Consider the following 13,926-nt stretch of genomic DNA (forward strand, 5'->3'; position numbering starts at 1 on the left):
TGTCCTATGCATCCTCTCTAGGTGCCTGAGGCTGATTGGAATTATCTGATGCCGCCGCCTCAGGACTCGGTGAGGTCTCCCCCGCCGATTCGCTTGACGACGCCCGCGCCTGGCCCGCATGCGACTGTGGCGTGCCAAGGCCTGCCTTCCGCGGCCGTGGAGGCACGGAACCTGCTGCGGGCATGGTCGGAGATGTGGCAGGGCGCTCCGGCGGATGATTCTTCGACGGGTTCAGTGCGTCGAGCGCGATTTGGATTTCCGTGCGCATGCCATTGACCATGGCTCTCTCCACAATTTTAAACTTGGAATTGTGGAGAAAGAAGGGATTACCCGCTTCCGGGCCACCGGTGCCGAGAAACATGTAACAGCCCGGCGCTTCACGGGAAAAATAGGAGAAGTCATCCGAAGGAGCCCACGGATCGGCGGCGAACACCTTGGAGTTGCCAACTGCCTTCGTCGCCGCATGCCAGGCGCGATTGACTGCAATGTCGGCGTTGACCACCATCGGGTACGGAATCTGCCAGTCAAAAGTCGCCTGTGCGCCGTGAGCTTGGCAGACGCCGTTGACGACGGCCTCGATACGCTGGCAGACAATCTCCCAGTCGGCCTCATCCACCGAGCGGATGGACACTTCCAGGTTGGCCGTATCCGGGATCACGTTGCCGGCCTCACCTGAATGCAGTGAGCCGACGTTGACGATGTTCATGTGCTTTGGATCCACATCGCGGGAGACAATCGTGTTCAGCATGAGAGTCACCTCGCTGGCGATGAGCACCGGGTCAATCGACAGCTGCGGGTTCGAAGAGTGTCCGCCACGGCCACGAATCGCGATGGAGACGATGCCCGACATGGTTGTCACTCGCCCAGCGCAAATTCCCACATGCCCTACCGGATGCGGCGCGACGTGGAAGGCGTAGACCTCATCCAAGTCATCGGCGGCACCCTTGTCGACCAGCTCACGAGCACCGCCCGGCAGCATTTCTTCGGCGTGCTGGAAGATGCACAGCACCTTGCCGTGCAGTTGATCGCGCATTCCAGAGAGCACCTTCGCCGTGCCCAGCAGCATCGCCGTGTGCACATCATGACCACAGGCGTGCATCACACCCGGCGTGCGCGAGGCGTACGGCAATCCCGTTTCCTCCTGAATCGGCAGGGCGTCAATATCCGCGCGGTAGCCAATCACACGGCCAGTGCTGGGGTCGCCCGCTGTACCCTCGATGACGCCAATCACGGACGTCGGGGTTAACCGGTACGTCGGGATGTCCCATTGATTGAGCAGATCCTCAATCATGTCCGAGGTCCTGTACTCCCGGAAGCTCAGCTCCGGATTCTGGTGCAGTTGGCGACGCCATGCCACCGCCTCTTCGATAGGTACTTCAAGGCGGTGCGACGGCAGGGTGTCGTTAGCATCAGTCATGGTTCATAGCATGACAGAAAATAGGCTCCACGACGAGCAGCTACGGAAATTCCCTCACCCATTTTCGCTTCACGACGGCCACAGCGCCCCAACATCTCCACTGCTAGAGACGACTTCAGCGCTGCCAGCGAGCTGCTAGTGTCCGGCACCCCAGAAATCCACGGTGAGTTCGGCCAACCACCATGGATCAATCGTGCCGCACATCTCACGCGCCGAGTGCATGGAGACCATCGCAGCTCCGATATCGATGGTGTCGATACCCAGTCGCGTCGCGGTGATTGGGCCGATAGTGGAGCCACATGGCTTATGGTTCGCAGAGACAAAATACTGCACCGGCACTTCCTGGCCAATGCGCTTGGAGGTTTCCGCTGCGATTCGGACAACCTCGGCCTGACCAACCGCCGTGGTGGCGTAGCGCTGGTTGGCATTGATCTTTACCACTGGGCCAGCATTGAGTTCCGGCTGGTGCCCCGGCTCGTGTTCGCCTGCATAGTTCGGGTGCACACCGTGTGCGCCGTCGGCCGAGAGACAGATGGAACCGCGGTAGAGCTGCTGGGTGCGTTCCAGGTCAGCGCCTGTAGCCGCTGCGATGCGGGACAGAACGTCGGCAAGCAGTGGCCCTGCAGCGCCCGTAGTGGAGGCGGACCCGACTTCCTCGTGGTCGAAAGCGACCATGACGGGGATGGTGGTTGACGTGCTCCAGTTTTGGCGGAGCAAGGTCTCGAAGGCAACCAGGGAGGAGTGGACGCTGAGCAGGTTGTCGAGTCGACCTGAAGCCAGGAACTCATCGTGAGCACCGAAGGTGCGCGGCTGCTGGGTGTCGAAGGAAATGAGGTCCCAGGCGACGATGTCGTCGATAGACAGGCCCGCAGCATTGGCGATGACCTGGTACACATCGGTGCCGAAAGTATCCAGTCCGATGATTGGTGCAGTGTGATTCTGCTTGTGGAGCTTCAACCCCTCTTCGTTAACCGCACGATTGAGGTGGATAGCCAACTGCGGGATGCGCGCGACCGGGCCAGTGCGAGCAAGGTGCTCATTGCCGCTTTTATCAATTACCCGACCGGCGAACTCAATTTCGCGATCGGTCCAGCTTCCCAACAACGCACCGCCATAGACCTCTACAGCGACCTGCGCATAGCCTGCGGCGGAGGTGCGCGCGTTGGGCTTCACACGAAAACCGGGCGAATCCGTGTGGGAACCCACAATACGGAAACCGGTGAAATCGGCAGCCGGCGTCTCCGGGACGATCCAAGCAACGGCAGCGCCATCGCGACGCAGGACGTAGGCACCGGGCTCGCTTGGCCACTGCTCGTGCTCGTCGACGACCGTGGCACCGGCTGCACTCAGACGGTCAACGACCTGTTGTGCCGCATGAAATGAGCTTGGCGACGCAGCCACAAAATCAATTAAATCCTCAACGTGACTGAGCGCTGCCGCCGGAACGCTGCGCGATGCCACGTCCGAGGTATCCGCCGAATCCGGGGACTCAGGGGTGGGTGCCGAAGAAATAGCCATAACCAAACTCCTACTTCACATTTGATTCCGGATTTCATTGTATTGGAGTCCACAACTGACCGTGACCGAGCATTAAGCCGGGCCATAGTGTGATGCAGCTTTCATGTTGGGAACGGTATCCGCTTAGTCACTTTTGCCCGTTTTAACTCGATATCGGGCATATTCAGACATATAGTGGCAACCGCATCAAAGAAAACCATTTGAATACAGAAACTCTCAAACCGGAGTCCCGACCGGATTCCGACCACAGAAAGGGTTTATACCGTGAGCCTTGAAAACCTGTTCCCCCGTTCTTTCACTACCAAGCGCGCCTTCTTCTCTCAGCCGCTGCGCGAGGCTCTTGCCCGCGACACCAGCAGTGACGCTAACGCAGTCCACTTCGGCCACCAGGTTAAGAGCACCCGGAACGAGATCTACAGCGACATGTCTCCCCGTGACATCGTCTCTATGCTGAGCCGCTAAATCTAGCGCTTCCTCAAGTCGAATAAGACCATTGGCTCTGGCTGAGGAAATTTCAACGTCTCCACAGCAGCTAATTCACTGCCAAAACCAGGTCCAACCTCGCCTGTATCACCATCGCCATACCGATGTACCGCAAACGCGTGGCAGCCACCAATAATGAGCATCAATGCCAGCGTCAAGAGCATCGCGGTAATCCCCGAATACATAAATCCGCCGGTATATGGCGTAGCAGCAATCGGGTTTGTCACAGGAAACGTCAGCAGGACCACTAGCAACGCAATACCGATATACGGCCACTGTCTGGTCAATCGGGTCCGCGCCATGGCGACCAAACCGAACACAGACGTGACCAGCATCAACATGTAATGGGTCCAAAGAATCGATGAGAATGTGGCTGCAATAAGCCACGCGCCCGTGATTAGGAATTCAAACCGGTAGACCGGGTTCAACCACGCAACTGCCGTGACCATCAACACCACGCCAAGCGCAATACACAGTGGAATCGTTTTCACATGACTCGGATAATCACGAACCACTGTTACTAATAAATCAGGTTTTCCCAGGTCTGTGGCTAAAGTCGACGCCAACGACTGATTCGCACCGCCGACCAAGACCGATGAACCAATGTCGCCGATTCGATCAATCCAATCCGAAATCACCGCCATATCAACGCGGATAAACATCCAGACCGCCAGTACCGCCGTGGTGGCCAGCGACCAGAGGGCTGCGCGCCGTCGATAAGCGAAAAAGAGCATCACAGCGATGAGCGCATACGGAGTCAATTTAATGGATGCGACGATGCCGAGCACGATGCCCGCGAGCCAAGGACGAGTGCGCGAGGCAGCAAGCCCATAGGCGACGCCCGCGACGATCAGCGGTGTCGTCTGACCGATCCAGAACGAATTAATAGTGGTCGGCAGAGCGAATACGCATGCGGTAACCAGCGCTGCGATACCCCAGGGCATGGTGGACCGAAACCACAGGTGGTAGGAAGCTACGACCAGGACCACGACGGCCATTCCGGAGAGAAACAGCAACCAAGCAACCGAGGTTTCAAAGCTCATGACGTGGGATATCACTCCCAGAGCCTTTGCGAACAAAGGGTTTTGCACAAAGGGATGCGTAAATGGCGCAGACACTTCCTGCGCCAGGCGTGGCCAGACCTCTCCATTCATGGCGGTGAAATCGATTGGATCGGCGTCATAGAGATGGGACTCAAGTCCCCTGTCCATAAGTAGCCCGCCTACCCAGAGCGAAGCCCAATCGTCCGGCTGAGTACGACCATTCCAGGCCAACAGCGAGGCAAGACCACCGAGCAGCGAGACCAGAATAAGAGGCCAGCTCATCACAGGCGATTGCGCCAGCGCGGGGGTCTGACTGGGTTTGCGAGCCCGCATTTTTCGCGAGACCTGTGACCGAGACTTCGCAGCAGCACGTTGCGACTCCGCAGCCTGTGACGATGCGCCATCCTGTGACACAGGTCCTTCTGCCTGACTATGCCGTCCCACGTTCCTCCTCATCGCTGGTAAGCGCCTCTATCTAATGTAGTGATTCCAATACGGCAGTGGTTACACCCCGCAAGAACCCACAAGGTATGACGGCTTTCTTTGAACAAAGTGCCAGGAGGACGACAGTTGGCGGCCGTGATGGCCGGAGGACTATCGAATCTGTGAAATAGTGCCGATGGTCGTAATCAGCTGATCTCCATCGCTGTCGACCACGGCAGCTATGGGCATGCGCTCCATCTCATCCGGGCCGACATCGTAGCCCTGCGAGACCTCTGCCGTAATAATCTTTCCGGTCGGGCCTTCCTCAATGCGCGGATTACGAACGACCACATGAACCAGACTGAACTTCGCGGTGATGTGAACTTCTCCGCGGTAGCTCTCCCCTTCGACATCACTGTTGTCATTGTCGCGGGTGAATGAGACGACACCGGCCTCAGGCTCTAGGGCACCGTTCTTGGCAGTGACGCCACCACCCAGTGCGCCGAATACCTTCTCCAGCGCAGATACAGAAATTACTAAATCCTCGCTGGAGGGAGCCGGGGCATTCTTGCCCGGAGCATCCGAATAATTCAACGGGATGTAGATTTCCTCGGCCTCATTAATGGAGCCGGCTGCCGGGTAAACATAAATGCCCCAGTTTTCACCAGCTGGGGTCTCTGGCGGGTTAACAACAATGCGAGCCTCAAAGCTGCCGTCATCTGTCATCGGGGTAGCCTGACGAGCGATAGAACGTCGCATGTCGACGCCCTGGTTCGGTATCGCCTCGAGAGTTCCAGCCGGCGTGACCCAAGCAATGTTGTCGTGCGGATGTTTCCGCGACGAGGACGGAGCACCTTCACTTGGCTTCCAGGAGTCTGGGAACGCACTGTAGAGAACGTAAACACCATTGGGCACACCCGGAGGAATTGGAAGCGGGTAACCACCACGGTTGGCCGACGGGTTGAAACCACTGCCGCGAACAATGAGAACATCGCCGCGATGAACTGTGGCGCCTTCAGCTGGTGTGCCGTCCTCAAAAGTGACAGAAACTTCCGGGGATTCGACATACTGCGGATCCTGCGGCTGGAAGTTCTCCGCTGGATTAATCACATTGGGAAAGTTGTCTGGCACGATTGGCTTCGCAGTTTCAGCCATTGCTGGGGACACAAACGCTGAAAGGACCATGGCGCCGGACAGCGAAACCGCAGTAACACCTCTGCGCGCACTCTGCCTCACCGGTCGACGCTTGCCTTCTCCAACGGGCGATGATTCGGAGCCGGACGAAAGGCGAGTTTCGTGAGCCCCCGCAAGATGGCGGTGGGAATGATCGAAAGTCAGGAACTTCAGACTGTGCATACAAGCAATGTACACCCCACTAGTTAGGTTTACCTAACGCCTTTATGAAGGTGCGCCTTACCCTCCCCCGTTTGAGGCTCAACACTGAGGCCGGCAGAAATAGCTGAAAACAAAAGAAAACCGCGGCCAAGCCCAATAGAGCTCGACCACGGCTTACTTCAGCAGCTTCTAAGACAACCAGCTACTCCGCGGTAATCGGCAGGTAGACGCGGCTCCCCTGATCAGCGAACTCCTGGGACTTCTCAGCCATGCCGGCCTCGATCGCTTCAACGGAGTCCAGGCCGTGTTCCTTCGCGTAGTCCTGTACATCCTTGGAAATACGCATGGAGCAGAACTTCGGACCACACATGGAACAGAAATGCGCAGTCTTTGCCGGCTCTGCAGGCAGAGTCTCATCGTGGTAATCCAGCGCAGTGTCCGGATCCAGAGCCAGTGCAAACTGGTCATGCCAACGGAACTCGAAGCGGGCCTTCGACAGCGCGTCGTCACGCTCCTGAGCGCGCGGCAGCCCCTTCGCCAAGTCGGCGGCGTGCGCGGAAATCTTGTAAGTAATCACGCCGACCTTGACGTCATCGCGGTTCGGCAGCCCCAGGTGCTCCTTCGGCGTGACGTAGCAGAGCATGGCGGTACCAGCCTGCGCAATGATTGCCGCGCCGATAGCCGACGTGATGTGGTCATAGCCCGGCGCGATGTCGGTTGCCAGCGGGCCGAGGGTGTAGAACGGAGCTTCCTCACACCACTCCTCTTCCCACTTCACGTTGTCAGCGATCTTGTGCATCGGAACGTGGCCTGGGCCTTCAATCATGACCTGGCAGCCGCGGGACTTGGCGATCCTGGTCAGCTCGCCGAGGGTCCGCAGCTCAGCCAGCTGGGCCTCATCGTTAGCGTCGGCAATGGAGCCCGGGCGTAGGCCGTCACCGAGGGAGAACGTGACATCGTACTGTGCCAGAATGTCGCACAGCTCAGCGAAGCGCGTGTAGAGGAAGCTCTCCTGGTGATGCGCGAGGCACCATGCGGCCATAATCGAACCACCGCGGGAGACAATGCCGGTAACGCGGTTGGCGGCCAGTGGCACGTAGCGCAGCAGCACACCCGCGTGAACGGTCATGTAGTCCACGCCCTGTTCACACTGCTCAATAATGGTTTCGCGGTAGATTTCCCAGGTCAGCTTGGCCGGGTCACCCTTGACCTTCTCCAGCGCCTGGTAAATCGGCACCGTACCAACCGGCACCGGGGAGTTACGCAGAATCCACTCGCGGGTTTCGTGAATGTCCTTACCAGTGGACAAATCCATGATGGTGTCCGCGCCCCAACGGGTCGCCCACACCATCTTCTCCACCTCTTCGGAGATGGACGAAGTCACAGCCGAGTTACCAATGTTGGCGTTGATTTTGGTGGCAAAGCGCTTGCCAATAATCATCGGCTCGGTCTCCGGGTGCTTGTGGTTGGCCGGAATCACGGCGCGCCCCGCAGCAACCTCTTCGCGCACAACTTCCGGATCCACATTTTCACGAGCGGCAATGAATGCCATCTCTGGGGTGACAATTCCCGCACGAGCCCATGCCAGCTGCGTCTTGACCTTCGGGGCGTCCTCAGACCCCGCAACCGCCGGCACCGCCGGAGCCTTCGGCCAAGAGTCACGAGTCTTAGCCAACCCCTCCTTCAGATTCAGTTCCGGGTTTTCCTCAGTGTAAATACCCGAGGTGTCGTATGCATCGAAGTGAGTGCCGTCCGTCAGATTGATTCGACGGACTGGAATGCGCAGGTTCGCCTCACCGAAATCGTTGCTAAACGCAACCTCGTCGTAATGCTTGTTGCTGCGGTAAATCGGGCCAGTTGTAACCTCGCCCTCTTTCGGTGGAGCGGATACAGATACACGTGCGGCCATGAAGCAACACATCCCTTTCCTACGCTGGTATTACCCAGATTCAGGTTCGTCCGGTCGACGCTCGATCCCTAGCGTCCTCTCAGTGCCGGAATTTCGGTTGGCACTCCCGTGGTTTTGTAATGCGCCTCATAGTCTAACCAATCGTTCGGATTACTTCGGTCATTACACCCGCGCTGTCCACCAACGCTTAACGACGCCCCGGAGAACGCACCCCAAAGGTGCAGGTGGTGGCTACGCAGAGGCGTCGTTTTGCACGGCGACCGCGTTGTCCACACCCCCTAAAAGTTATCCACAGCCGGTCTATTTTTTCGGCTTCTCAGCAAGCGCAATTGCGACCGCGGTGTTATATCTTTCTCACACAAATTCTTTGGGGAGGGAAAATTGAAAAAGGCGACTACTGCCGCCCTACTGTCAGCACTTCTATGGGGAATAACGGGGACTAGTTGCGCATCGACCGAGGCATCCGGCGAGGACGTTCAACCTGTCGGCGACAATGCGACAACCATGACTACTGACTCGGGCGTGACGTTACCTGCGGGTGTGCTTCCACCCAACAATCCGCCGGAGCCCGGTGATGCTCCACTTGGTCCCGATGGGCACTACAACTACGACGCACCCGAATTCGTCCTGACCAATCCGTGTGACGACCCTGCGATTATGGGGCGTTTAGACAGGCTGGGGTTCCAGGAGCAGACGTACATGGAGGGCCGAATCGAAGGTAATAAACAGATTGGCTGCGTTATCGAATCCGACGCTTCCGGCCTGTTGAGCATCTGGCATGCCGCGGTCGCTCACTCGCAACTCGAGCGCTACAGTGCCGAGCCTTTGGCTCATCACGAAGGAATTTTCAATTGGGTGACATTCACTCAAACAGAACCGCTCGGAAGCTCTGCCTGTATTGCTTCTGTCGAAACAGAACAAGGGGCTCTCGGATTCGTTATCGACACAACCGGACAAGATAGCCCTGACCCACAGCACCGACGATGCGCTCCTGTAAATGAGCTGTTAATTGATTACTTGGGGGAAGAATCATGATGCATGCCGTAATTCCAACAATCGACTCTGCAATTCAGAAGTTCAGTATTACGAATGTTCTAGCAAGCGGTTCCAGATTTATGCAGCCCAACTTGGCCGGCTACTCACAGGTTCCGTCACTCCAGCTGGTGGCGACAGAACACAGTCTCGCAATTTCCGGCAGTTCAGGAAGCTCTGCCGCCGTCGGCTTGTCTCTGGGCAAACAACTCACCTGGGCGCAAACGAATCTCGCTGACTTCCGTCGCGTGATTACTGAACACGAATCCACCATGAATCGGATTCTTCGAAGCATTAACCCGTTCAATGGTGACGGCGCTTCCCTTGCTGAAGTAGCGCGAACAAGCGGTGTATTTCAGCGTCGGCCGATGTTTGAAGCTGGAAGTCTCACTTTCGCGCCAGTCACTCTTTCTGCGGAACTTGGTCTCGATGCGAAGTCCCTACTATCCATGTTTTCCTCGACAAATGACGGTGCCGTAGCCGAGGCAATCGCCTACTGGAACAACTTCGCCGACACTATGACCACGTTGGCCAGCAATCTAACCTCCATCTCATCCGGCTTGGTGTCGAGCAACAGCGGTGCTGTTTTCTCTGCTGCGGATACGACAATGAAAGGTCTGGCCGCACGCGCTACCAGCATCGCCACCGCATCGGAGGTCATGGCCGGGCACCTTGCCGTATTGCCATCTGTGAAAGCGATGGCCGTCAATGCACTATCAGCGATCGAAGCCGAATCCAAGGCACTCCCAAACCCTGGCGCGCAAAAGGCTTTTGAACAGGCCGAGGTAGCAGCCTTTCTCTCTGGTCCGTATACCGCACAGCTACAGACAGCTATTCCCCGAATTCCTAACCTGGTTTCTGCCGATGCGGGAAGTGGTGTGACTGCCGAGGTGTCCGTTGGGGCCACAGTCGCCGGGCGTTCTGGAACTAGCCAGTTCAGCCTTTCGCCTGCGGGGATGACTGGAAGCATGCAGGCCGCCAGCACACCAGTTGGTGCCACCTCAACTGTTCCGGATTCTCCAACACCACAATCCACATCCGCGAGCCCTTCCGCTCCTTCGCACGTGCAACCGAGCACTTCGACTTTGTCGAACCCCACAAATCCGTCTGCTGCCCCTGTGCACCCAGCATCACTTAGCAGCCCAACGAGCTCCACAATCTCGCCAACATCCCCGACCGGTACATCAACCATGGCTCAACCGAGCACGGCGAATCCAGCCATGGTCACCCCTTCGGGAGCGAGCGCCCCACTTCAACGCACATCACCGCAAGGAGTCTCGCCTTACGGAGTTCACGGCAACCGGCCGGCTGGCCCTCTCGGCGCAGGACGCACTGCGGGGCTCACACCAGCGGGCAATATCCCGGCACTGCCGCCTTCTGGAAACGCAAGCCCCCGTCCACCGGCCTCGGGACTTCCGACTTCGAGTCCTGGTCGTATGCCAGCGCCAACAGCGGGGCGCGGGATGGGAACCGGCTTGGGTCCCGGGGTTGCTGGTTCTGCCTTGCCAAACGCCTCGAATAGCCCTTCACAGCGCGGAAGTGGATTGATGAATTCCCTAATCAGCGCACGCAACAGTACTGCTACCGGAGCTACGGGTGCTGCTGGCGGAACCGCGGGCGCCGCTGCTGGAAACCGTGGCGCAGGGTCTTTCGCGGCCACCACTGCGGGCAGCCGTGGCGGACTGCTCCAAAAGGGCTCCGCACCGTCGGCACGCAAACTGACAAACGTGGCCACCATCAGGGATAACGATGCCGGCGCTTTCGAGCAGAACGAATACCAGAAGGAGCTTTTCGGGGATGCGCCAATTACTATCCCGGCGGTGATTGGTCACAACGTCCGATCGTAAAGCTCCGACCGTAAGCCTCCGAGCATAAAGTCAGCGCGCAAAAGCTGATCTTTACCCGCTCGGGCGCCACGGGGGATCAGGCTGGCGATCGACGACGTCATCACGATCTTCGCGCCCGGCTCCAACAGTGGCACGAACGCACGGCAGCCGCAGACCGCCCCGAGCAGGTTGATGTCGAGCGCGCGGTGCCACGTGTCCATGGTGACGTTCTCGATCGCCCCGCCGACCGCGATGCCCGCGTTGAGCACGAGCACGTCCACCGCGCCTATCGCCGCGGCCGCCGCCTCCCGGTCCGCGTCGGAGGTGACGTCCAGCTCGCGGTAGGTGCACGCATCGCCGAGCTTGACGACGTCCTCGTTCGCCGAGTCATGCAGATCGGTCGCGATGACCGAATCGCCGCGTGCGACGAAGCGCTTGGCCAGTTCGAGGCCGAAGCCGGAAGCGGTGCCGGTGATGAGCACGCGCCGCAGGCCGCGTGGTTCGGGGGAACGGCCGAAGGGGCCCTCGCCGGATGCGGCGGCGAGGCCGGTCCGGGCCGGCGAAATCGCTCCGCCCGTGCGGCGGTCAACCCCGTGTACGGATCTACGTGAGCATCGACAGCAGGAACACGGAGTCCTCGTCTGCGTCGACCCGGTGTGGGACCATGGTGGGCAGGTGTGCGACGGTCCCCGGCGTGAGGACCTCGGTGCGGTCGCCTACGGTGAAGCGCACCTGGCCCTCGATGCATTGCACCATAATCGGGCGTGCAGCGCGGTGATCGGGCAAGGCCTGGCCGGAGCGGAAACGCATGGCGATGATGCTTACCCCGTCGGCCGTCTGCAGACGTTTCACCGCCGGGCCGTCGCCGTCCTTGGCGGGCGGAGCGGCGGCGACGACGTCATGAAGGCTCAGAGCCTCCGGATCGGCGGTCAATTCAGCTTGCTGGTCGTCGTCGAGGAACTCAATCTCGGGCCCGCGTCGGACGGCGGGCGATGCTTCGCGCCCGCTTTCGGAAGCGTTGGAAACGGCACCCGTCGCATCGGCGGCGTCGGCGGAATCGGCGGTGTCGCGCAGACGGGCCACGATGCCTATCGAGGCGAGGGCGTCGTCGTTCTCGACGAAAACGCTGCGCATGCCGAGAACGCGCTTACGCGCCGCGGGGTGCTTGATCATGTTGCCTGCGATGCGGGCAACTCCGGAGATCCCTTCGTCTTCGATCATCTGGGAGGGCTTGAGCAGGCCCATCTCCGCAATGCGGACGTGCTCGACCTCGAATCCGTGTTCTTCGAGGAGGTTTCGCCACTCCGCGACGGTGAGTGGTCGGGCGTTGACCCGGATGGCCTTGGACATCGCGATGCGAATCTCATCTTTCGTCGCCGCATCCAGGTCGTCGGGGGTCAACGCCAGTTCGTGGATCGCGTAGCGGCCGCCGGGAACGAGAATCCGACGAACCTCGTCGAGAATCGCCGCCTTGCCCTTGTCGCCTTGCATGGTGAGCATCGCCTCGCCCACGACGGCGTCCGCCGAGTCATCGCCGAGCCCCGTCGCTTGGGCCTTGCCTTCGGTGACCCGGCCCCTGTGGCCAACGACCTTGCCGGTCGTCTTGGCGGCGTCGGGGTCCTCGTCGATGCCGACGTAATCCCCCGGTGCGCGATTCAAGATTTCCGTCGCCGTAATCCCCAGTCCCGGTGCGAGTTCGACGACGCGGGCGTCGGTGAGGCGAGCCCGGTCGAGAATCCACTCCGTCATCTTCCGGCCACCGGGTCGAAGGACCTTTTTGCCCAGTCGGGCCAGTAGCCAGTGGCCCTGGAGTTGTTCGAAATCTCTGTCGCGTGCATTCATGGTGCGTCTCACTCGTCGTGTGGCCGGGCCGACGGTGTCGGCGACTGCGCCGGCCCGTTAACCCGCATGTAAAATACTGCTTTAGCAATTAACTTAGCCTTACCTGGCATATTTGTCGAGGGGTTGGCCCGAAACGCCGAACCGGGCCGTTGCAACGTAGATGTCCGACGACCCGGTCGATCCGAAAAAGGCGAGGTACCTGTCCTTCGGCGTCTGGTCTATACCGTCATCCGGTGTCGTTTGGTGGGCTCAGTCGATGCTGCGGTCCATGGTCCAAGCCAGCACCTCGGCATCGTTGATGGCGGTCATGGGCAGCGAGTCGACCTCGTCCGAATCCGCTGAATTCGATCCGTCGGCCGTGATGCGGGCAACGTCGCCGTCGTAAAGCGTCTCGTCGCCGAAGGATGCCGAGCCGCAGGCGACGAAGAAGTGGGTGAACCGCGACAACGGCACGTCGATGGTGCGGCCTGCGGGAACCCGGCCGATGCGCAACGTCGCGCCGGTGGTGCCGATGGTCAGCGGCGCGAGGCCCGGTGTGCCCGACGCGACCGGGACCAGCGTGCCGTCGGTGAGAGCATCGTTGAGGTCGACCTCGTCGTGGGAGGGAGCGGCACCGAGATCGTCGGGCGGCAACCAGGCCTGGACGACCCGCAACTTCTTGCCGTCGAGGTAACCGGAGGCATTGAGCTCGGAGTGGCGGATCCCGCGCCCGGCGCTGATTCGCTGCGCCATGCCGGGGTCCCTATGTGGATTGTCAATAGTCAGGCGGGACTTTCACGTACATCGTATGGTGGTGTAGCCGTGACTGATCGCCGGTCCGCATCGTGCGGGCCGGCGGTGATTAGCGCAGCGGCCTACGCAGCCGTGGCGATGGTTCTAGCAGGGATTTCTCGGAAGAACTCACACCGAGTCAACAGGGCATAGATGACGTTGCAGCGCCGCCGGGCAAGCCACATCACCGCGGCATTGTGCCTCTGTCCTTCAGCCCGTTTACGCAGGTAGTAGTCGCGCGATGCGGGATGGCAGTTCGACGCGATCCACGCCGATCGAAACATCGCGTTTTTCAACTGTTTATTGCCGGCCCTGGTGGGAAACTCG

The 13,926-nt window shown here is 59.6% G+C and carries 12 protein-coding genes, 1 pseudogene and 1 riboswitch; of the genes and pseudogenes, 3 read left to right on the forward strand and 10 right to left on the reverse strand.

What is annotated here, in order from left to right:
• Positions 1 to 4: 4 nt before the first annotated feature.
• Positions 5 to 1,417, reverse strand: coding sequence for a M20 metallopeptidase family protein (locus HMPREF2849_RS07730; RefSeq protein ID WP_048732929.1), 1,413 nt, complete (start codon positions 1,415 to 1,417; stop codon positions 5 to 7).
• Between the two features lie 135 nt (positions 1,418 to 1,552).
• Complete coding sequence (locus HMPREF2849_RS07735) at positions 1,553 to 2,935, reverse strand: M18 family aminopeptidase (protein WP_070862841.1); 1,383 nt, start codon at positions 2,933 to 2,935, stop codon at positions 1,553 to 1,555.
• Between the two features lie 264 nt (positions 2,936 to 3,199).
• Here HMPREF2849_RS07735 and HMPREF2849_RS07740 point away from each other — a divergent pair, with 264 nt between their 5' ends.
• The gene (locus tag HMPREF2849_RS07740) at positions 3,200 to 3,397 is read left to right on the forward strand and encodes a hypothetical protein (RefSeq protein ID WP_049180842.1); all 198 of its coding nucleotides are present in this window, start codon (positions 3,200 to 3,202) and stop codon (positions 3,395 to 3,397) included.
• A 2-nt stretch (positions 3,398 to 3,399) separates the two neighbouring features.
• Here the strand turns inward: HMPREF2849_RS07740 and HMPREF2849_RS07745 are convergent, their stop codons facing one another.
• The 3 genes from HMPREF2849_RS07745 to thiC all read right to left on the reverse strand — a co-directional run bounded on the left by HMPREF2849_RS07745 (position 3,400) and on the right by thiC (position 8,128).
• Positions 3,400 to 4,875 (reverse strand): glycosyltransferase family 87 protein, encoded by a 1,476-nt coding sequence (locus HMPREF2849_RS07745; RefSeq protein WP_246822135.1) that lies wholly within the window; start codon positions 4,873 to 4,875, stop codon positions 3,400 to 3,402.
• Positions 4,876 to 5,055: 180 nt separating this feature from the next.
• Positions 5,056 to 6,039 (reverse strand): HtaA protein, encoded by a 984-nt coding sequence (locus HMPREF2849_RS07750; RefSeq protein ID WP_246815120.1) that lies wholly within the window; start codon positions 6,037 to 6,039, stop codon positions 5,056 to 5,058.
• A gap of 382 nt (positions 6,040 to 6,421) precedes the next feature.
• Entirely contained in the window at positions 6,422 to 8,128 is a 1,707-nt protein-coding gene (gene thiC / locus HMPREF2849_RS07755; RefSeq protein WP_070566839.1) for a phosphomethylpyrimidine synthase ThiC, read from the reverse strand.
• Positions 8,127 to 8,248, reverse strand: a riboswitch (TPP riboswitch). It overlaps the preceding gene by 2 nt.
• Before the next feature lie 384 nt (positions 8,249 to 8,632).
• Here thiC and HMPREF2849_RS07760 point away from each other — a divergent pair.
• Positions 8,633 to 9,163 (forward strand): hypothetical protein, encoded by a 531-nt coding sequence (locus HMPREF2849_RS07760; protein WP_241482348.1) that lies wholly within the window; start codon positions 8,633 to 8,635, stop codon positions 9,161 to 9,163.
• A 490-nt stretch (positions 9,164 to 9,653) separates the two neighbouring features.
• Here the strand turns inward: HMPREF2849_RS07760 and HMPREF2849_RS11365 are convergent, their stop codons facing one another.
• Positions 9,654 to 9,899 (reverse strand): hypothetical protein, encoded by a 246-nt coding sequence (locus tag HMPREF2849_RS11365; protein WP_246820052.1) that lies wholly within the window; start codon positions 9,897 to 9,899, stop codon positions 9,654 to 9,656.
• An 808-nt stretch (positions 9,900 to 10,707) separates the two neighbouring features.
• On the opposite strand from HMPREF2849_RS11365, the gene HMPREF2849_RS11370 reads away from it, so the two are divergent.
• Entirely contained in the window at positions 10,708 to 11,007 is a 300-nt protein-coding gene (locus tag HMPREF2849_RS11370; protein WP_224784042.1) for a hypothetical protein, read from the forward strand.
• Here the strand turns inward: HMPREF2849_RS11370 and HMPREF2849_RS07770 are convergent.
• The 4 genes and pseudogenes from HMPREF2849_RS07770 to HMPREF2849_RS11385 all read right to left on the reverse strand — a co-directional run.
• Positions 10,989 to 11,468, reverse strand: coding sequence for an SDR family oxidoreductase (locus tag HMPREF2849_RS07770; protein WP_070566844.1), 480 nt, complete (start codon positions 11,466 to 11,468; stop codon positions 10,989 to 10,991). The genes HMPREF2849_RS11370 and HMPREF2849_RS07770 overlap by 19 nt on opposite strands.
• 121 nt (positions 11,469 to 11,589) lie before the next feature.
• Positions 11,590 to 12,828: a methyltransferase domain-containing protein gene (locus HMPREF2849_RS11585; protein WP_083327232.1), complete on the reverse strand. Its 1,239-nt coding sequence runs from the start codon at positions 12,826 to 12,828 to the stop codon at positions 11,590 to 11,592.
• A 249-nt stretch (positions 12,829 to 13,077) separates the two neighbouring features.
• Complete coding sequence (locus HMPREF2849_RS07780) at positions 13,078 to 13,560, reverse strand: pirin family protein (protein WP_048732946.1); 483 nt, start codon at positions 13,558 to 13,560, stop codon at positions 13,078 to 13,080.
• Between the two features lie 122 nt (positions 13,561 to 13,682).
• A pseudogene (locus tag HMPREF2849_RS11385) lies at positions 13,683 to 13,926 on the reverse strand (IS110 family transposase); the annotation flags it as partial.

It is taken from the genome of Corynebacterium sp. HMSC073B01 (genome assembly GCF_001838255.1).
Lineage (GTDB): Bacteria > Actinomycetota > Actinomycetes > Mycobacteriales > Mycobacteriaceae > Corynebacterium > Corynebacterium jeikeium_D.

Coding starts and splice junctions, on each gene's coding strand:
- HMPREF2849_RS11585 (WP_083327232.1), bottom strand. CDS start 12,828: ATGAATGCACGCGACAGAGATTTCGAACAACTCCAGGGCCACTGGCTA.
- HMPREF2849_RS11370 (WP_224784042.1), top strand. CDS start 10,708: ATGAATTCCCTAATCAGCGCACGCAACAGTACTGCTACCGGAGCTACG.
- HMPREF2849_RS07750 (WP_246815120.1), bottom strand. CDS start 6,039: ATGGCTGAAACTGCGAAGCCAATCGTGCCAGACAACTTTCCCAATGTG.
- HMPREF2849_RS07730 (WP_048732929.1), bottom strand. CDS start 1,417: ATGACTGATGCTAACGACACCCTGCCGTCGCACCGCCTTGAAGTACCT.
- HMPREF2849_RS07735 (WP_070862841.1), bottom strand. CDS start 2,935: ATGGCTATTTCTTCGGCACCCACCCCTGAGTCCCCGGATTCGGCGGAT.
- thiC (WP_070566839.1), bottom strand. CDS start 8,128: ATGGCCGCACGTGTATCTGTATCCGCTCCACCGAAAGAGGGCGAGGTT.
- HMPREF2849_RS07780 (WP_048732946.1), bottom strand. CDS start 13,560: ATGGCGCAGCGAATCAGCGCCGGGCGCGGGATCCGCCACTCCGAGCTC.
- HMPREF2849_RS07760 (WP_241482348.1), top strand. CDS start 8,633: ATGACTACTGACTCGGGCGTGACGTTACCTGCGGGTGTGCTTCCACCC.